Source organism: Aeromonas veronii (assembly GCA_041319085.1).
Lineage (GTDB): Bacteria > Pseudomonadota > Gammaproteobacteria > Enterobacterales > Aeromonadaceae > Aeromonas > Aeromonas veronii_F.
In genome coordinates, this window is sequence record CP101033.1 from 3,016,716 (window position 1) to 3,034,202 (window position 17,487).

General features: G+C 61.1%; 16 protein-coding genes, 1 pseudogene and 1 riboswitch. Of the genes and pseudogenes, 11 read left to right on the plus strand and 6 right to left on the minus strand.

Translation table 11 applies throughout. The annotated features are described in order from the left end of the window. Position 1: 1 nt before the first annotated feature. The 4 genes from NMD14_14205 (at position 2) to NMD14_14220 (ending at position 4,210) form a co-directional block, all read left to right on the plus strand. The gene (locus NMD14_14205) at positions 2-697 is read left to right on the plus strand and encodes an energy-coupling factor ABC transporter ATP-binding protein (GenBank protein XEI31910.1); all 696 of its coding nucleotides are present in this window, start codon (positions 2-4) and stop codon (positions 695-697) included. Beyond that, positions 669-1,313, plus strand: coding sequence for a molybdenum cofactor guanylyltransferase MobA (mobA, locus tag NMD14_14210; GenBank protein ID XEI31911.1), 645 nt, complete (start codon positions 669-671; stop codon positions 1,311-1,313). The genes NMD14_14205 and mobA overlap by 29 nt, the downstream gene beginning before the upstream one ends. Further along, complete coding sequence (locus tag NMD14_14215) at positions 1,310-3,088, plus strand: bifunctional molybdopterin-guanine dinucleotide biosynthesis adaptor protein MobB/molybdopterin molybdotransferase MoeA (GenBank protein ID XEI31912.1); 1,779 nt, start codon at positions 1,310-1,312, stop codon at positions 3,086-3,088. The genes mobA and NMD14_14215 overlap by 4 nt, the downstream gene beginning before the upstream one ends. 63 nt (positions 3,089-3,151) lie before the next feature. Continuing rightward, positions 3,152-4,210, plus strand: a complete 1,059-nt coding sequence (locus tag NMD14_14220; GenBank protein XEI31913.1) for an FUSC family protein — start codon at positions 3,152-3,154, stop codon at positions 4,208-4,210. A 59-nt stretch (positions 4,211-4,269) separates the two neighbouring features. Here the strand turns inward: NMD14_14220 and NMD14_14225 are convergent, their stop codons facing one another. After that, positions 4,270-4,821, minus strand: a complete 552-nt coding sequence (locus NMD14_14225; protein XEI31914.1) for a DUF3332 domain-containing protein — start codon at positions 4,819-4,821, stop codon at positions 4,270-4,272. Between the two features lie 363 nt (positions 4,822-5,184). Between NMD14_14225 and NMD14_14230 the strand changes: the two genes are divergently transcribed. Then, positions 5,185-5,433 carry a DUF2498 family protein gene (locus NMD14_14230; protein XEI31915.1) on the plus strand — a complete coding sequence of 83 codons (249 nt, stop codon included), beginning with the start codon at positions 5,185-5,187 and terminating at the stop codon, positions 5,431-5,433. Between the two features lie 33 nt (positions 5,434-5,466). On the opposite strand, the gene NMD14_14235 is transcribed toward NMD14_14230, so the two are convergent. Beyond that, a complete protein-coding gene (locus tag NMD14_14235) occupies positions 5,467-6,588 on the minus strand; it encodes a GGDEF domain-containing protein (GenBank protein ID XEI31916.1) in 1,122 nt (373 codons plus the stop codon). Positions 6,589-6,834: 246 nt separating this feature from the next. Here NMD14_14235 and NMD14_14240 point away from each other — a divergent pair, with 246 nt between their 5' ends. Together NMD14_14240 and NMD14_14245 are read left to right on the plus strand one after the other, a co-directional pair. Next, complete coding sequence (locus tag NMD14_14240) at positions 6,835-8,232, plus strand: purine permease (GenBank protein ID XEI31917.1); 1,398 nt, start codon at positions 6,835-6,837, stop codon at positions 8,230-8,232. Between the two features lie 102 nt (positions 8,233-8,334). After that, positions 8,335-9,051: a protein ligase gene (locus NMD14_14245; GenBank protein ID XEI31918.1), complete on the plus strand. Its 717-nt coding sequence runs from the start codon at positions 8,335-8,337 to the stop codon at positions 9,049-9,051. A 114-nt stretch (positions 9,052-9,165) separates the two neighbouring features. Here NMD14_14245 and NMD14_14250 read toward each other — a convergent pair whose 3' ends face one another. Beyond that, positions 9,166-10,542, minus strand: coding sequence for a sodium:alanine symporter family protein (locus tag NMD14_14250; GenBank protein XEI31919.1), 1,377 nt, complete (start codon positions 10,540-10,542; stop codon positions 9,166-9,168). 107 nt (positions 10,543-10,649) lie between these two features. Further along, a riboswitch (glycine riboswitch) is annotated at positions 10,650-10,765 on the minus strand. A 507-nt stretch (positions 10,766-11,272) separates the two neighbouring features. On the opposite strand from NMD14_14250, the gene NMD14_14255 reads away from it, so the two are divergent. Continuing rightward, on the plus strand, positions 11,273-12,439 hold the full coding sequence (locus NMD14_14255) for a type III PLP-dependent enzyme (protein XEI31920.1): 1,167 nt from the start codon (positions 11,273-11,275) through the stop codon (positions 12,437-12,439). A gap of 88 nt (positions 12,440-12,527) precedes the next feature. On the opposite strand, the gene NMD14_14260 is transcribed toward NMD14_14255, so the two are convergent. Together NMD14_14260 and NMD14_14265 are read right to left on the minus strand one after the other, a co-directional pair. Beyond that, on the minus strand, positions 12,528-13,496 hold the full coding sequence (locus tag NMD14_14260) for a calcium/sodium antiporter (protein XEI31921.1): 969 nt from the start codon (positions 13,494-13,496) through the stop codon (positions 12,528-12,530). 126 nt (positions 13,497-13,622) lie between these two features. Then, positions 13,623-14,096 (minus strand): redoxin family protein, encoded by a 474-nt coding sequence (locus NMD14_14265; GenBank protein ID XEI31922.1) that lies wholly within the window; start codon positions 14,094-14,096, stop codon positions 13,623-13,625. A 156-nt stretch (positions 14,097-14,252) separates the two neighbouring features. Between NMD14_14265 and NMD14_14270 the strand changes: the two genes are divergently transcribed. After that, positions 14,253-15,179: a phenylacetate--CoA ligase gene (locus NMD14_14270; GenBank protein XEI31923.1), complete on the plus strand. Its 927-nt coding sequence runs from the start codon at positions 14,253-14,255 to the stop codon at positions 15,177-15,179. A 91-nt stretch (positions 15,180-15,270) separates the two neighbouring features. On the opposite strand, the gene yfcD is transcribed toward NMD14_14270, so the two are convergent. Continuing rightward, entirely contained in the window at positions 15,271-15,753 is a 483-nt protein-coding gene (gene yfcD / locus NMD14_14275) for an NUDIX hydrolase YfcD (protein ID XEI31924.1), read from the minus strand. A 195-nt stretch (positions 15,754-15,948) separates the two neighbouring features. Between yfcD and NMD14_14280 the strand changes: the two are divergent. Beyond that, positions 15,949-17,147 (plus strand): annotated as a pseudogene (locus NMD14_14280) (ISL3 family transposase). A gap of 117 nt (positions 17,148-17,264) precedes the next feature. Beyond that, complete coding sequence (locus NMD14_14285) at positions 17,265-17,483, plus strand: DUF1107 domain-containing protein (GenBank protein ID XEI31925.1); 219 nt, start codon at positions 17,265-17,267, stop codon at positions 17,481-17,483. Positions 17,484-17,487: the final 4 nt, after the last annotated feature.

The following is a 17,487-nucleotide window of genomic DNA, read 5'->3' on the forward strand; positions in this document are numbered from 1 at the left end:
CATGGCTCTGACCGCCCACCAGCTGACGATGCGCTTTGGCGAGCGCCAGCTGTTCGAGATTGACCGGCTCGCCATCGCACCGGGGGATGCCATCTGGCTGCATGGAGCCAACGGGGTGGGCAAGACCACCTTGCTCAAAATCCTGGCAGGGCTGCTCGCCCCCACCCGCGGCCACACCAATCTGCCGGGGCGCTGGCAACAGCGGCTCAACCGGCTGCTCAAGCGGGATCTGGGGCCGGGCCGGGTCACCTATCTGCACCAGACCCCCTATCTGTTCGATCGCACGGTGCACGACAACGTCGCCTGGGCGCTCGATAAACAGCTCGGCAGCGAGATCCGAGTGTTCGAGGCGCTGCGCCGGGTCGAGCTGGAGGGGTTGGCGCGGGAGCACATCAGCATTTTGTCCGGTGGCGAACGGCAACGGCTGGCAATGGCCCGCGCCTGGGCGCTGCAACCGGCCTTTCTGCTGATGGATGAGCCCACCGCCAATCTGGACACACATTCGGTTGCCCTGATGGCCGCATTGGCGCAAGATCTGCGGGAACATGGCAGCGGCCTGGTCGTCATCAGCCACCAGAGCAATGCCCTGACCGACCTGTGCGAGCGGCAATGGACCCTCGCCCGTGGCCAGCTGCAAGAGACGACCCCTTTAAAAATCATCGAGCGACATGACTTCAAAAAGCGACAGCCACTCTGATCCCGTTGCCGTATCAGCAGTGATCCTGGCAGGAGGCCGCGCCACCCGGATGGGGGGCGAAGACAAGGGATGGGTAGCACTGGCGGGACGCCCTCTTATCGACCATGTTTTGGCGCGCCTGCGCCCCCAGGTGGATGAGGTGCTGATCAACGCCAACCGCAGTCAGGCCCGCTATCAGGCGCTGGCCCCGGTCATCAGCGATGACAACAACGACTATCTCGGCCCGCTGGCGGGCATGCAGGCAGGTCTTGCCGCCTCCCGTCACGACTGGGTGCTGTTCGTCCCCTGCGATGGCCCCGCCCTGCCGCTGGATCTGATGAGCCGCTTTCGCGCCGCCCTGACCCCGGATACCGAGCTGGTAGTGGCCCACGATGGCGACTGGCTGCAACCCGTGGTGGCCCTGCTGCACAAATCCCTGCTCCCCTCCCTCACCGCCGCACTGGCCGAGGGAGAGCGCAAAATCGATATCTGGTTTGCCCGCCACCATATGGCGGTGGTGAGCTTTGCCGATCAGCCGGATGCCTTTATCAATCTCAACAGCCCTGCCGAGCTGGCCGCCTACGAGGCCCGTCTGCTTGCCACGGCTATCGACCCCCAACAAGGAGTCACCTCATGACCCCGGCCCCCACCCTTCCCCTGCTCGGCTTCGCCGCCTGGAGCGGCACCGGCAAGACCACCTTGCTGGAGCAGTTGATCCCCCTGCTGGTGGATCGCGGCCTGCGCATCGGGGTGCTCAAGCACGCCCATCACGATTTTGATATCGACCAGCCGGGCAAGGACAGCTATCGCCTGCGCAAGGCGGGTGCCCGACAGATGATGGTCGCCTCCCGCCGCCGCCATGCGCGCATAACTGAAACAACGCACGGCGAAACGGAACTGGCCGAAGCTGACTTTCGCCAGCTGCTGGCCAGCTTCGATCAGACAGAGCTCGATCTGCTCTTGGTCGAGGGGTTCAAACACGAACACTTCCCGAAAATCGAGCTGCACCGCGCCGAGATTGGCAAGCCGCTGCTCTTCCCCGAAGACAGCGACATCATTGCGCTGGCCAGCGATCAGCCCCAACAGAGTGGCGAACAACAGCAGACAAGCCTGCCCCGCCTCAATATCAACGATCTGGCGGCCATCGCCGACTTCGTCTGTTGCTGGCTTGACGGCTGCCAGAACAAGGAGCCGGAGGCGGGCAAGGGTTTTCTCTCGGTCGAAGCGGCCCGCAGCGCCATTCTGGCAGCTCTCACCCCGAGCACAGCCAGCTGCGACAAGCCGCTGGCCCAGTGCCACGGCGCCGTGCTGGCCGCCGATCTGATCAGCCCCATCAATGTGCCGCCCCACGCCAACTCGGCGATGGATGGCATTGGCCTTCGGGGCGACGATCTCGCCGCCGGTCGCTGGCTGCTGGTGGGTGAAGTGCTGGCGGGCCAGCAGCGCCATGAGCCGGTGCTGGCCGGTCAGGCGGTGCAGATCATGACCGGCGCCCCGCTGCCCCCCGGTGTCGATACCGTGGTGATGCGGGAAGAGACGCTTATTGAGGGTGAGTGGGTCACCGTCACCGCCCCGATACGAGCAGGGCAGAATGTGCGCCTCGCCGGCGAAGATCTCGCCAAAGGCGCGGTCGCCATTGCGGCAGGTACGTATCTTGGCGCACCCCAGCTGGGGCTGGCGGCATCACTCGGTCAAGCCAGTCTCACTGTGCGCACCCCGCTGAAAGTGGCGCTGTTCAGTACCGGTGACGAAGTGCAGGCCCCGGGCGAGCAGCTCGCCCCCGGCCATATCTTCGACAGCAACCGCTTCACCCTGATGGCCCTTATCCGCGCCGCCGGTTGCGAGGTGATGGATCTTGGCATCATTCCCGATGACAAGACCATCCTGCGCCAGCAGCTGGAGCAGGCCGCCGCCAGCGCCGATCTGGTGCTGAGCTCGGGCGGGGTCTCCGTGGGCAACGCCGACTTTATCAAGCTGGTGCTGGCGGAGCTCGGCCAGATCGATTTCTGGCGCATCCAGATGCGGCCGGGCCGCCCGCTCGCCTTTGGCAAGCTGGGGCAGACCCCCTTCTTCGGCCTGCCGGGCAATCCGGTGGCGGCGATGATCTGCGTGCTGCAGTTTGTCGAGCCCGCCATCGCCCGCCTGCAGGGCAAGCGGTGGCAGCCGCTGCGCCTGTCGGCACTGGCGGATGAGAAAATGAAGAGCCGCCCGGGGCGCACCGAGTTTCTGCGCGGCATCTTCCATCAGGACCGTAACGGCCAGCTGCGGGTGCGCACCACCGGGCCACAGGGCTCCGGTATTTTGAGCTCCATGGCCGATGCCAACTGCCTGATAGAAATCGTACCGGATCAACCCGGGATCGCCGTTGGCGAGCGGGTCTGGATCCACCCCTTGCAGGGACGACTGGCCTGATACCCGCACGGGGCGTCGGCCGGATGCACGGCGCCCCGTCACCCACCTGACAGGAGGTAGACCTTGCGTCTTGATGCCCCCCTCTCCCGACTCGATCTGCTGGTCTATGGCCGCTACCGGATCGTCCATGGCCTGCGCATTGCGCTCGCCTTTATGCTCACCTTTCTGCTGACCCGCGAGCTGAAACTGCCGGAGAGCACCTGGCCGCTGATCACCCTGGTGGTGGTGATGGGCCCCATCTCGTTTTGGGGCAATGTGCTCTCCCGCGCCCTGCAGCGGGTGGTGGGCACCATCTTCGGCGCCAGTTGCGGGGTGGTGGCACTTTATATCGAGATCTACTCCCTGCCGCTCACCCTGGTCTGGTGCGGATGCATCATGTTCCTCTGCGGCTATCTGGCGCTCGGCAAGCGCCCCTATGTGGGGCTGCTGATCGGTATCACCCTTGGCATCACCATGGGGGCCATGCCGGGGGACATCAAGATGGCGCTGTGGCGCAGTGCCGACGTGATCCTCGGCTCCCTGCTGGCGCTGCTCTTTTGCAGCATCTATCCCCAGCGGGCCTACAGCCACTGGCGGCTGCAACTGCACCAGATCTTGCAGCAGTCGGGGCGGCTCTATCACACCCACCTCTCCCCCAATGTGCTGGAGCGCCCGCGCCTCAAGCACAATCTCTCCCAACTGCTGGCCCAGACCGGCAAACTGCGGGCCCTGTTAGCCCCCGCAGCCAAGGAAACGCGCCACAGCGTCGCCCTGTTTGATGCGGTGCAGGTCACCATGCGCAACACCCTCTGTACCCTGGAGATGCTGGCCAACACCTACTGGAACGATCGGGAGAGCCACTTCCTGATGCAGAGCACGGCTGCGCTGCACATCTGTCATCAGGCTACCGAAGAGGCGATCAGCCAGCTTGCCCTGATGATGCAAACCGGTGACGGGCGTGGCGCAGACGCCGCCATCGCCCGCCTGCACGAGGTGGCAACGCAGGTGTCGCTGCCGCCCAATACCGAGGCGGCGATCAATGGCTACCTCTGGCTCAACGTCCAGCTGACCGAACAACTCACCCACCTGCACCGTCTACTGGAGCTGATCCTCACCCCGCCGCATCGCAAGCAGCCCGACTAGGCACAATGCAAAACGCCCCGCAGTTGCGGGGCGTTTGTTGTCGGCATGAGCCGTGATAATCAGGCGGCGCTGGCGTTCACGCTCATCTGCTCCAGCTCTGAGCGGGTCAGGGTAGAAACTAACTTGCCGTCGAAGTAGATATCCATCAGCTCGCCGCGCTTCTCGCCGCGCATCATGCTGCTGCGACCATCCAGATAGTGCACTTCCATCTGGGCGGTTCGCTCGTTCGGGTAGCTGATCTCTACCTCGCGCACCCCTTGTGGCAGCATGGCCAGCGGCACCTTCTTAAGGGCCGGATCCAGATGCTGGTTCACCTTGATCACCGGATTGGCCTTCATGTCCACCACGGCCGGGGATTTGCCGGTGATGGGGTTTTTGCCAGACCAGAACTCGATGGTATTGAAGACGAACAGGTCCGCGGTCGCGGCCAGACCGTAGATAGGGGAGAGCAGCATAAAGACCCCGGCACGACCGTAGCGGTTATCCACCACGCTCAGGTTGCCTTTGGTGACCATGCCGGAAAGCCCCATCTGCCCCATGCAGCCGCCCAGACCCATGCTCGCGACCATAACCAGCAGGGCCATGGCCCGCCCCTTCTGTTGTAATGCCATCTTGTTCTGTTCCTGCTCTGAAATGAATAAGGCGGCAAGCCTAGTCAAGGGGCCAGGAGAGGACAATTCACAATGGCGGCACGATACAGGAGGGGTTCAGATTGGGGGACTGACTGCTCAAATATGCGTCAATGCCTCGTCATGGCAGGAAGTCAGGGAGCTCAGAACGCCAGATCCGAGACGGTGCTGGCGACGTCAGAGATCTCGGTCGTGACCCTGTCGATCAGTTCGCCGTATTTCTGGATCACGCTGGCGATCTCGCCGGTCGAGAGGATGCCACTTATCGGCATCCTCTTTTGTGCTGGTTCAGCTCAAACCATCTGAGGCATACTATCGCCCGCAATGCACCTTAAGGAGCGAATTATGCAAACAGAAAAAACCCTGCTCAGTCATGATGAGCTGCTGGCAATGGCCAATGACATTATCAAGAATCACGAGGATTTCATCCACGGCATGCGCGCCGACTCGGTGGAGCAGAAGGGGGAGATTCTGGTGTTCAAGGGGGAGTTTTTCCTGGCCGAAGATGGCACCCCGACCGGCAAGACCATGGCGGTCTTCAACATGTTCAAGCTGCTGGCCCAGCAGCTCTCCGGCAAGTACAAACTGGCCTGATTTCACCAGCACATTGCCAACAGGATGCCGCCCTCAGGCGGCATCTGTTTTTGCGCTGTTCTGACCCTCGACCACCACGCAGTTGCGTCCCGCCATCTTGGCCTGATAGAGACACTCATCGGCACGGTTGATCAGAATATCGATGGTGTCGTCACTATGGGCCAGGGCAATCCCGATACTCACCGTCACTTCCAGCAATTCGTCCGAGGTGGGGCTCTTCACCAGCCGCGCCTCGACCGCAATGCGCAGCCGCTCGGCCACCCGACTCGCCAGCACCGGATCACCGCAGTTATGCATCAGGATGGCAAACTCTTCGCCACCATAACGCCCCAGCACCATATCGGGCTCCAGCTGCTCCCCCAGAGTGGTGGCCACCTCCTTGAGCACCGCATCCCCCGCCAGATGGCCGTAGATATCGTTGATCCGCTTGAAGCGATCGAGATCCAGCAGCATCACCGCAAAGGGCTTCCTCTTGGTCTGCAACCGGACTCTGGCCTGCTCCAGCTGCTTTATCAGCAAGCGGCGGTTCATCATGCCGGTCAGCTCGTCGGTTGTGGATTCCCGATAGAGCCGCAGCAGCATGTTGAGCTGGCCGCACTGCACCCAGCAACTGGCCATGGTAAACATGCCAAGTACCCACACCTGATTCAGGGTGGCCTGACTCCAAATGCTCTGGCCCACCAGCAGCCAGTGGCCCAGCAGCATGGTCACCAGCACCACGCCTGCCAGCTGCAAGCCGAGGGAGAGGGGGATGGGGAAGATGGCAAACAGGGTGATCAGCAGATAGGGAAAGACGGCATAACCAGCCTGCAACTCCTGCTCGCTGCCAAAGCTGTGCAAGCAGAAGAGGGAGAAGATCATCATCACCATCATCAGATAACCGAGAGCCAGCTTCATCCGCTCGCGACGAAAGTGAATGAGGTAAGAGAGGGGGATCAGCGGAGAGAGCGCCAGGGTGCAGAAGATCCTGGCCTGGAACAGCTGCTCGAAATGAACGGCGGGCAAGGTCAACCAATCCACCACGGCCCAGGCGGGCAATCCGAGCATCAGCAAGCAGGTCAACAGGCGCAAACGCACCGTCATGAAACCCATACGAGTACGAGTAAAGTCTTCGGAGTGAACCCTCGCACTCCAGAACTCTGACAACTTGAGCATCCAGAGTCTCCACGATGAATACGGAGGGCTCATTCTACACCTACAAAGTGGTAAAAATGTCATTAGCGGGGAGAATAAAAAGGAGAGGTCGATCACACAAACCGACAGATGATAATCGCCGCGCGCAAACGTTTCAACCCATCAAAAAATAAACCTTTTTTTGCATAATTAGCGCTGGTCAGCGTCAGTTCAATCACTACAATAGCGCCCAATTTTCTCCCCCTCCCCACACAATTCGAGGTACTTATGGAACAGGCTGCTGTCACACGCGCCAATCGAGAGGCACATCCCCCCAGGCGAGCCCATAGCGAACTGGTCTACGGCATAGACGATGTACCGCCCCTGCCCCAGACGCTGTTCGCCGCCCTGCAGCATATGCTCGCCATGTTTGTCGCCATCATTACCCCACCCCTCATCATTTCCAATGCCCTCGGCCTTCCTGCCGCCGACACCCGTTATATCGTCTCCATGTCGCTGGTCATGTCCGGCATCGCCTCCTTCATTCAAACCCGCCGCTTCGGCCCCATCGGTTCCGGCCTGCTCTCGGTGCAAGGCACCAGCTTCAACTTCCTCGGCCCCATCATTGCCTCCGGTCTCGCCCTTAAGCAGGCGGCCATGCCCACCGAGGATCTGTTGGGCACATTGTTTGGCACCATGATGGTTGCCGCACTCACTATCGTGGTGATGAGCCGCTTCCTCCATCTGGTGAAACGGATCATCACCCCGCTGGTGACCGGTATAGTGGTACTGCTGATCGGCCTGACCCTGATCAAGGTGGGGCTGATCAGCATGGGCGGCGGCTATGCAGCCCTCTCTGATGGCAGCTTCGCCAGCCACACCAACCTCTTCCTCTCTCTGCTGGTGCTCGGCCTTATCGTGTTGCTGCAGCGCAGTCGCAACCCCTGGTTGCGCCTCTCCGCCATCATGATCGCCATGCTGGCGGGCTATGCCGTGGCGCTGCTGCTGGGCAAAGTGAGCGCCCCCACCTTCGATGGCCCGCTGGTGATGGTGCCCATTCCGCTTCACTACGGCCTCGGCTTTGACTGGCAGCTGTTCGTGCCGCTCGCCATCATCTTCGTGGTGACGGCGCTCGAAGCGATCGGCGACATGACCGCCACCTCGGATATCTCCGGCGAGCCGCTGGAAGGGCCTGTCTATATGGCGCGGATCAAAGGCGGCGTGCTGGCCGATGGTGCCAACTCCATGCTGGCGGCGCTCTTCTCCACCTTCCCCATGTCCACCTTCGCCCAGAATAACGGCGTTATTCAGCTGACCGGAGTGGCCAGCCGCCACGTCGGCCTCTTTATCGCCGCCATGCTGGCGCTGCTCGGCCTGTTCCCGGCGGTCGCCAGTCTGGTCCAGCAGATCCCGGAACCCGTGCTGGGGGGCGCCACCATAGTGATGTTTGGCACCATCGCCGCCGCTGGCGTGCGCATCATCTCCCGCGAGGAGCTGGATCGCCGGGCCCTGATGATCCTGGCGGTATCGCTCGCCATGGGGCTGGGTGTCGCGCAGGTGCCGGAAGTGCTGCAACACCTGCCGGAGCTGGCCAAGAGCGTGCTCTCCTACGGCGTCGCCACCGGTGGCATCACCGCCATCGTGCTCAACCTGCTGCTGCCCAAGCGCGAACCGCGTCACTCCTGAGACGTCGCCCACCGATAGCAAACCCAAGCCCCGCACTGCGGGGCTTTACCTTGCCAGCGGCCACGGGTAGTGTGCTGGGCAGCCCTTTTTGAGGATGCCGCCATGCCCTATCGCCTGCTCTCTCCCCTCCCCGATACCGCCTCCCCCGCACAGATACTGGCGCAAGAGCAGCGCTGGCTGCGCGACTGTGCCCGTGACGGCCAGCCCCGCGCTCACCTCTGGCAGGCGCCCCAATGCCTGATTGTCACCCGCAAGGATACCCGGCTGCCCCGCTACGAAGCAGCCTGCCAGCAACTTGCGAATGAAGGCTGGCCGGTACATGTGCGCGACAGCGGCGGCACCGCCGTGCCCCACGGCGCGGGCATTCTCAACCTCTCCCTGCTATTGCCCCGCACCACCACCGATCTCGCCCACTACTACCGGCTGCTGGGCGCGCCGCTGCTGACCCTGCTGGCAGAGTACGGCCTTGCGGGAAGCTATGACTTCGTGCCCGGCTCCTTTTGCGATGGTCAGTACAATCTGGTGATCGGGGGACGCAAGATCACCGGCACTGCCCAGCGCTGGCTGGCGCCGGGGCAGGATCACCAGGGTGCCGTGCTTGCGCAAGCCATGCTGCTGGTGGCGGGGGATGTGGATGAGGGAACCAGGATGGCGAGCCGCTTCTACGAGCTGGCGGGTGGCGAACAGCGCTTTATGACGGGAACCTCCACCACGCTGGCAAGCTGCATCGATTGGCGCGGTAGCGATCAGGCGTTGGTGAAGAAAGTGCGAGCACGTCTGGATAACCTGCTAAGCGAGGGGCTATCCCCCTCATCCTGACCTTATCCCGAAGGGAGAGGGAAAGTCCCCATCCATAGACACAGCGCCCAAAAAAGCCACGACCGGAGTCGTGGCTTGTTCTTTTCAAGGGGAGCGTGAAACGGGCTGAGGCGTTCAGGCCGTCTGCGGCTCGGGCTCCGACTCCGTATCGCAGTCGCGGCCAAAGTAGGCGCGAGTCTCGGCGATCACCACATGGCGCAATCCGATAAGGCCGATGAGGTTGGGCACCGCCATCAGACCGTTGACGATATCCGCCAGCAACCAAATCATATCCAGATGGAGAAAGGCGCCGCTCGCCACCAGCGCCAGATAGACCAGACGATAGGGCTTGATCGCCTTCACCCCGAACAGGTATTCGGTGCAGCGCTCACCGTAGTAGTTCCAGCCAAGGATGGTGGTAAAAGCGAAGAACAACAGGCCAATGCTCACCAGATACTGGCCAATATGGGCATCCAGTCCTTGCGCAAAGGCGGCACTGGTCATGGCCGCACCGCTCAAGTCACCACCCCATACCCCGGTCACCACCAGAGTCAGGCCGGTCATGGTACAGATGATGATGGTGTCGATGAAGGTGCCGGTCATGGAGACCAACCCCTGCTCCACGCAGGAGTCGGTCTTGGCTGCCGCTGCCGCGATGGGCGCAGAGCCCAGCCCCGACTCGTTGGAGAAGACACCGCGCGCCACCCCGGACTGAATGGCCAGCATGATGCTGGCGCCGACGAAGCCGCCGGTCGCCGCATGGCCGGTGAAGGCACTCTCAATCACCAGCATGACGGCATCGGGCAGGGCGCTGGCGTTGTTCACCAGCACGCCCAGACAAGCGACGATGTAGAAGATGGCCATGAAGGGCACCACCTTGCTCGACACGCTGGAGATGGACTTGATCCCCCCCAGAGTCACCAGCGCCACGATCAGGGTCAGCACCACGGCGGTCGCTTCACGGGGCACCGAGAAGGAGAGGCTCATGGCGTCGGAGATGGCATTGACCTGCGGGAAGGTACCGATGCCGAAGAAGGCGACACCGATGCCGAACAGGGCAAACAGCTTGGCGAGCGGTTTGGAACCGAGCCCCTTCTCCAGATAGTACATGGGGCCGCCAGCCATCTGGCCGTTGGCATCCTGCTCGCGGTATTTGACCGCCAGCAGGCACTCGGCATACTTGGTGGCCATGCCGAACAGTGCCGCCATCCACATCCAGAACAGGGCACCGGGGCCGCCGAGCTTGATGGCGGTAGCCACCCCGACGATGTTACCGGTGCCAATGGTGGCAGAGAGTGCGGTACAGAGGGCGCCGAAGCTGGAGACATCTCCCTGCTTACCCTGCCCCTGATCGCGACCAAAAACCAGCCGCAGAGCGAGCGGCAAGCGCACCACCTGAAGCAGACCCAGACGCAGGGTGAGATAGATACCGGTCCCGACCAGCAGGATCAGCAGGGGCGGCCCCCAGATAAAACTATCGATGGCGGTTAACGCCGATTGAATTGATGACATGCATCCTCCTTAAGAAACAGAAATTAAGGAGGAGAAGGATGATCTTCCCATAGGTGTCGCGATCGGCCAGAGGCGATCGGATGCGGGCCAAGCCCAGGTACAACCATCCCATCCCCTCTGTCCTTTTGCCTGAGAGTTTCCGGCGCCAGCCTGCCCTTGCGGGTAGTCATGGTGCCTTGCTCCTTCGGCGCCCGATTTAACGGGTCTCTCCAGAGTATCGTCCAGTAGCAGTCCACACCGGTTGCCCGGTACCTGAAAGATTCACTTCTTCGGTGGATGGTTGCCCATCGCTCTCCTGCTACCTTCATCCGAACTAGTTTGGATTAGGAAGTCGGCATGTTAATCCAAAAAATGTGAGCTGTCTCGCACTTGGCCGCCCCCATTTATATTTTTTTAGTGACCATCAGAATCGCAGCAAGAATGTTAAATGTTAGTTAACTATCAACAAGTTAGGCTCTCACGAATCAAATGTGGCCCAAACGGGAAAAATGGCGGATAGAGAACAGTGATCCCTCTCGTTTCGCCAAGAAAATCTTGCCGACATATCCAATCAAAATGCTTGCACACAGAATCAATAAGCCGATAATCCGCTGCATAACCAAGCACTTTGTTATCAATTTATGCACTGTGTTCGGTTGGTCCCACCGGACCGCTCGCCTGACCCGGCCGTCGCCGGTTCAATCGCATATGGCTTGGGCATATCACGCCCCCTAAGGATGACCAAAAGAGAATGAACGAGACCCTGGTTGCAAAAGATGTGGTCGCACAAGATTACCGTCAGCTGGTTGAACAATTCGGTTCCCCCCTGCTGCTGCTCGACAAGGCAGCCGTCCGCAAACAGTATCGGGCCCTGGCCGCCGCCCTGCCCGATGTACGATTGCACTATGCACTCAAACCCCTGCCCCATGAGGCGGTGGTCTCTGTCTTGAAGGAAGAGGGGGCCTGTTTCGATCTGGCCACCAACGGCGAAGTGGATCTGGTGCGCAGTCAGGGGGTTCGCCCGGGACGTTGCATTCATACCCATCCCATCAAGCGCGACAGCGATATCCGTTACGCGCTGGAGTTCGGCTGCACCGTGTTTGTCTATGACAACCCGCTGGAGCTGGAAAAGTTCATTCCCTACAAGGACGAAGTGAAACTGCTGCTGCGGGTCAGCTTCCCCAACCCCGAGACCAAGGTCGATCTCTCCAAGAAGTTCGGCTGCACTCCGGAGCAGGCGCTGCCGCTGCTGCAACTGGCCCACGCCAAGGGGATCAAGGTGATGGGGCTGTCGTTCCACGTCGGCTCCCAGGTACCCCACGCCCGTCGCCATGTGCAGGCCATCGACGCCTGCCGCGAGATCATGGAGCAGGCCTGGGCGCTCGGGCTCAAGCCCTGGGTGCTGGATATCGGCGGCGGTTTCCCGGTCGATTATGAAGGGGGCGAGTTCGATATCGACGGCTTCTGCGCGCCGATCCGCGAAGCACTGGCCAAGCTGCCCGCTACCGTGCAGAAGATTGCCGAACCGGGCCGCTTTATCAGCGCGCCGGCCATGACTTCGGTATCCAGCGTGATGGGCAAGGCCCACCGTGGCGACAAGATCTGGTACTACCTGGATGACGGTCTCTACGGCAGCTACAACGGCCAGCTCTATGACCACGTTACCTATCCGGTGAGCACGCCTTATGCCTGTGGCGAGCAGCACAACTCGGTGCTCTCCGGCCCCACCTGCGACAGCGTGGATGTGATCCGCGATGGCATCATGCTGCCGGATCTGGCTATCGGCGAGTTGGTGGTTGGCAAGGTGATGGGCGCCTACACCTGGGCCTCGGCCTCCACCTTCAACTTCTTCCCCAAGGCCAACATCCTCATTCTGGACAGCAGCCAGAAGGGGCAGAAGCTGGTGGCAGTAGCCTGAGCACACCGCTCGCTCGCCAACAGGTTCACTGGGCAAAAACAAGAGGGGGAAGCTTGCGCTTCCCCCTCTCTCATTTCACCAACCCCTATCAGATAAACTGACTGGTCAGCAGCCAGCCGGTGTAGGCGACGAAGCAGGTGAGCAGCACGCCCCCCTCCAACCGGTTGATACGGCCTTGTCCCTTGCGGCCCAGACACATCACCAGCAGCAGCAGGGTCAGCCCCATCATGATGCTCCAGTCACGGGTGAGCACCTCCGGCGCCACATCGAGCGGGTGGATGCCCGCCGCAATCCCCACCACCGCCAGGGTGTTGAACAGGTTGGAGCCGAGCACGTTGCCAAGGGCCAGATCATGCTCGTTCTTGCGAATGGCGATGAGGGACGAGGCCAACTCCGGCAGGGAGGTTCCCACCGCGACTATGGTGAGGCCAATCACCAGATCGCTGATACCAAGCGCCTGAGCGATGGTCACCGCCCCCCAGACCAACAGGCGGGAAGCGCCGATCAGCAACACCAGCCCGACCACCAGCCAGAAGATGGCGCTCTTGAGGGACATCCCCTCGCTCTCGATATCCTCGGCGGTCTCGGTATCCAGCGCATCTCCCTTGCCATTCATGCCAGCCCAGATGGACCAGCCCATCAGGGCAACGAAGACGGCCCCCAGAATGACCGCATCCATCCGGCCCAGATGCCCATCAATCAGCAGGGCGCCGGAGAGCAGGGTAATACCGAGCAGAATGGGGATCTCCTTGCGTACTACCTGAGAGGCCACCGCGATAGGGCTGATCAGTGCCGTCAGACCCAGGATCAGCGCGATATTGGTGATGTTGGAGCCATAGGCATTACCGAGCGCCAACCCGGGATTGCCCTGGGACGCCGCCAGTGCCGAGACCACCATCTCCGGTGCCGAAGTGCCAAAACCGATGATCACCATGCCGATCAGCAGCGGCGGCATCCCCGCATAACGGGCAGTGGCGGCAGCACCATCGACAAACTTGTCTGCACTCCAGACCAGCAGCGCCAGTCCGGCAATCAGGGCAACAAAAGCCAGGGTCATAGGATCTTCTTCTCTTATTATCTGCAACGAAGCGCCAGCCAAAACAGGCAGGCACCATGGGAAAGTGGCGCCAGTGTAGCTGTGCCGCCTCCCATTTCAAGGGGAAATCAAACCGTGATTAACATTTCACAGCCCAGCCAGCAGACTCGCGGCATCGGAAACCTCGAACTTGCCCGGCGCCTCCACAAACAGCTGCTCGACCACGCCATCGTTGGCGATCAACGCAAAGCGCTGGGCACGGATGCCGCCAAAGGCGCCGGTATCCTTGGCCAGGCCCAGCGCCCGGGTCCAGCTGCCATCGCCATCTGCCAGCATGGTGATCGCCTCGGCATTCTGGGCCGTCTGCCAGGCCCGCATCACGAAGGCGTCGTTGACCGACAGACAACAGATGGCATCCACCCCTTTGGCCATAAACTGATCGGCCAGCACCACGTAACCGGGCAGATGGGCATTGGAGCAGGTGGGAGTAAAGGCGCCGGGCACGGCAAACAGCACCACTTTTTTACCGGCGAACAGCGTCTGGCTATCCCACAGCTGCTTGCCCTCGGCGGTGATAAAGGTAAATTCGCCCGCAGGCAGGGGTTGTCCTACAGCAATCATGATTTCTCGTCCTGAGTCGTGGTGGCAAGTGGCCAGTTTAACCCGATGTGACGAGCCATCCCAACCGGAACCGTGAGTCGGATCACCGATGGCGGACGGGCATTTTCCCCTTGGGCAGACTACTCTTGAGCTGGTTTCACGGCGCCAGGAGGCCCCATGCAACACTATTACGATGGTCTGGAAATTCGTCCCCCCGCCCTGCGCGAACAGCAGCAACTGGACCAGCTCAATCATCAGCTTACCCATGTCAGTCAATATTGCGCCGGTTACTCCAGCGCCTATCGCCAGTGTCGCCTCGAGGATCTGGCAGAGCTGGCCACCCTGCCCTTGCTGGACAGCAAAGAACTGTTTGCCGCCCAGCAGGCTCACCCCCCCTTTGCCGGTCTCACCGGCCGACCAGCCAGTCAGGCGCTGCGGGTCTTCTCATGTCCGGGCCAGCTGGCCATCCCCGAATATGCCGGGGCAGACTGGTGGGGCGCCACCCGGGCGCTGTTTGCCGCCGGTTTCAAGGCGGGAGAGGTGATGCTCAACGGCCACGACTATCACGCTGGCCCCACCGCTTTTATCTTCGATAACGGAGCCCGCCAGCTGGGCGCCCCCGTGGTGCCTTGCGGGCCACACGATACCCAGCGCCAGCTGGAGGCACTGCTTCGCTATCAACCCACCGGCTACGTCGGTCCGCTGGTGACCCTGCTCGACCTGCTGGAGGCGGCCGAAGCGGCGGAGATCCCGAGCGACTCGCTGCGCCGCGCCCTATTGTGCGAAGCCACCCATCCTGAAACCGCGCCGCTGCGCGCCATTCACGGCATTGCGGCCCTCAACTGTCTGGTGTGGCAGGATGTAGGGGTAGTGGCCTACGAGAGTCAGCCCGGTCAGGGCTTTATCGTCAACGAGAGCTGCATTGTCGAGATCATCGATCCCGCCAGCGGCAACCCCGTGAGTGGCGACGAGACCGGCCAACTGGTGGTGACCCGGCTCGATCTGGAGTATCCCCTGCTGCGCCTCGTCACCGACTGGCAGGGCCACTGGCTCGCCAAGCCGAGCGCTTGCGGGCGCACCAACCGGCGCCTCAAGCTGGTGTAGCAACTCAAACAGATGCACAAATGCACAAATGCAAACGGGCAGCCATCAGGCTGCCCGTCTTGTCTCTGGCGAGGAGAAGGTCTGAAATTGGTCAGCGCCTCGCCTGCCAGGTGGCGATGGCGAGCAGGGAGTCGGGGGTAAATTCGTTGGCGCGCTCGGCAATCTCGGCCAGGCTCATCCAGTGCACCGCGCTCACCTCTTCGGCCTGCAGCTGCAACGGCCCCTGATAGCGACAACTGAAGAGACCGCCCCAGACCCGATAGCCCGCCCCTTCGGCATAAAAACTGCCAAAGCCCTGCAGGGGGACATCGGCAATGCCCAGCTCCTCGGCCAGCTCGCGCCGGGCGGAGAGTTCCATCTCCTCACCGGTCGTGACCACACCACCGGCGCAGGCATCCAGCATGCCGGGGCAGAAATCCTTGCTGAGGGTGCGCCGCTGCACCAGGATCCGATCCGCGTCGTCGAGCACCAGAATATAGCTGGCGCGATGGCAGAGATTCTCCCGCCGCACCTTGGCTCGCTCGGCCACGCCAATCACCCGGTTATCCTCGTCCACCACATCAACCCATTCCACGCACAGGCCCTTTCGTTTGTTCCATTCAAGCCCGCAGTATATCGGTGCAGCTCGTTGTCATGGCACTACTTTTTCGGCCGGAGCCCCCCTTTTATGGGGTTCTTCGCGGAAGCGTGGGGAAGAGTAAGTTGACAGACAGGGTTCGGGTAAACTGGTAGTCGCCAAACAACCGGACTCCCTTACCCTGCTGTCGCTATGCATCATATTGATTTTGCCTCGTTCTGGCCAGGTTACGACGTTTCTGTACATCGCCGCTCTGCCACACAAATCACATTGGCTCTTGAGCCTCTCGCCAATCATCTACCGCTCTGTGGTCAGTGCCATCAGCCCTGTCCACTCATCCATGACCGCCGAATGCGCACAGTTCGTGACCGTGACCTCTTTGAACTTCGCGTACATCTGCAAGTCCCCGTCCGTCGGGTTGACTGCCTGCGTTGTGGTCGGGTTTCTGAGCATATCGATTGGTTACCCCCAGCTCCCGGTTGACACAGCGATTGCTGCGCTGGGTAGAGGCCTTGCTTGAGCTGATGCCTATCAGTCATGTCAGCCAGCTCACCGGACTGCACTGGCATACCATCAAGGCCATCGACAAGCGTCGGCTACAGGCCAGTGTTGGCACCTTTGAGCCCGGCTCGGTGCGGCGCCTGGTGATGGATGAATTCGCCCTGCATAAAGGCCACCGCTATGCCACAGTGATCATGGATGCTGAACGGACTCGCGTTTTGTGGGTGGGGCATGGCAACAGCCGAGAGGCTATTCGCCCCTTTTTCGAGCTGATGGGCGAACGATGCCAACAGATTGAAGCGGTGGCCATGGACATGAACTCCGCCTTCGATCTGGAAGTGAAACAGCACTGTCCACAGGCGGAGGTGGTGTATGACTTGTTCCATGTGGTGGCCGGTTATGGCCGCAAAGTGCTCGACCGAATTCGGGTGGATCAAGCCAATGCATTAAAGCATGACAAGCCGGCTCGCAAGGTCGTCAAGCTGGCGCGTTGGCTACTCCTGCGCAATCGAGAAAATCTCAAGGAAGACCAGGCGGTGAAATTACAAGAGCTATTGGAAGCCAATAAGCCCTTGGCGACAGCATATGTTCTCAAGGAGGCCCTGAAGGAAATCTGGTACGCCCCGAGCGTCAGGGAAGGTTGGCGACGATGGAAGGCCTGGATGCGGCAAGCGAAGGAAAGTGGCCTGGAGCCCTTAGAGCGTTTTGCCAAAAACCTTCGCCGTTACACCCGGGGGATTTTGGCTAGCGCAATCTTTCCCATGCACACCAGCCTGCTGGAGGGCGTGAATAATCGGATCAAGGTGATCAAACGCATGGCTTATGGATTTCGGGACTCAGAATACTTTTTCCTGAAAATCAAGGCCGCCTTCCCCGGAAAGACGCGATGAACCTTTTATGGTGCCCTTCGCCATAATGAGGATTCATGCAAATCTTTATAAACCGTCATCTCGGTGTCATCGACCGACACCATAGTGTGGCCTGTCCAGGCAATCAGGGAACTTGTGATGAAGGTGTTCAAGCAGTTATCCCCACGGCAGATCGCTCGCTACATCAAGAGCTTTCACCGAGGCTATTTTGCCATCGAGTCGCTGGGGACATTTGAATTCAACGCAGGCAGGATCAGCCTCCATGGCCTGACCTGCCGCCAGCGGCTGAGGCTGGCCCGCCAGATCAATCAGGCCATCAGCCAGCTTCGTCACAACGCCCCCTTGCCGGACATGTGAGTCA

Coding starts and splice junctions, on each gene's coding strand:
- NMD14_14205 (XEI31910.1), top strand. CDS start 2: ATGGCTCTGACCGCCCACCAGCTGACGATGCGCTTTGGCGAGCGCCAG.
- mobA (XEI31911.1), top strand. CDS start 669: ATGACTTCAAAAAGCGACAGCCACTCTGATCCCGTTGCCGTATCAGCA.
- NMD14_14215 (XEI31912.1), top strand. CDS start 1,310: ATGACCCCGGCCCCCACCCTTCCCCTGCTCGGCTTCGCCGCCTGGAGC.
- NMD14_14225 (XEI31914.1), bottom strand. CDS start 4,821: ATGGCATTACAACAGAAGGGGCGGGCCATGGCCCTGCTGGTTATGGTC.
- NMD14_14230 (XEI31915.1), top strand. CDS start 5,185: ATGCAAACAGAAAAAACCCTGCTCAGTCATGATGAGCTGCTGGCAATG.
- NMD14_14235 (XEI31916.1), bottom strand. CDS start 6,588: ATGCTCAAGTTGTCAGAGTTCTGGAGTGCGAGGGTTCACTCCGAAGAC.
- NMD14_14240 (XEI31917.1), top strand. CDS start 6,835: ATGGAACAGGCTGCTGTCACACGCGCCAATCGAGAGGCACATCCCCCC.
- NMD14_14245 (XEI31918.1), top strand. CDS start 8,335: ATGCCCTATCGCCTGCTCTCTCCCCTCCCCGATACCGCCTCCCCCGCA.
- NMD14_14250 (XEI31919.1), bottom strand. CDS start 10,542: ATGTCATCAATTCAATCGGCGTTAACCGCCATCGATAGTTTTATCTGG.
- NMD14_14255 (XEI31920.1), top strand. CDS start 11,273: ATGAACGAGACCCTGGTTGCAAAAGATGTGGTCGCACAAGATTACCGT.
- NMD14_14260 (XEI31921.1), bottom strand. CDS start 13,496: ATGACCCTGGCTTTTGTTGCCCTGATTGCCGGACTGGCGCTGCTGGTC.
- NMD14_14265 (XEI31922.1), bottom strand. CDS start 14,096: ATGATTGCTGTAGGACAACCCCTGCCTGCGGGCGAATTTACCTTTATC.
- NMD14_14270 (XEI31923.1), top strand. CDS start 14,253: ATGCAACACTATTACGATGGTCTGGAAATTCGTCCCCCCGCCCTGCGC.
- NMD14_14285 (XEI31925.1), top strand. CDS start 17,265: ATGAAGGTGTTCAAGCAGTTATCCCCACGGCAGATCGCTCGCTACATC.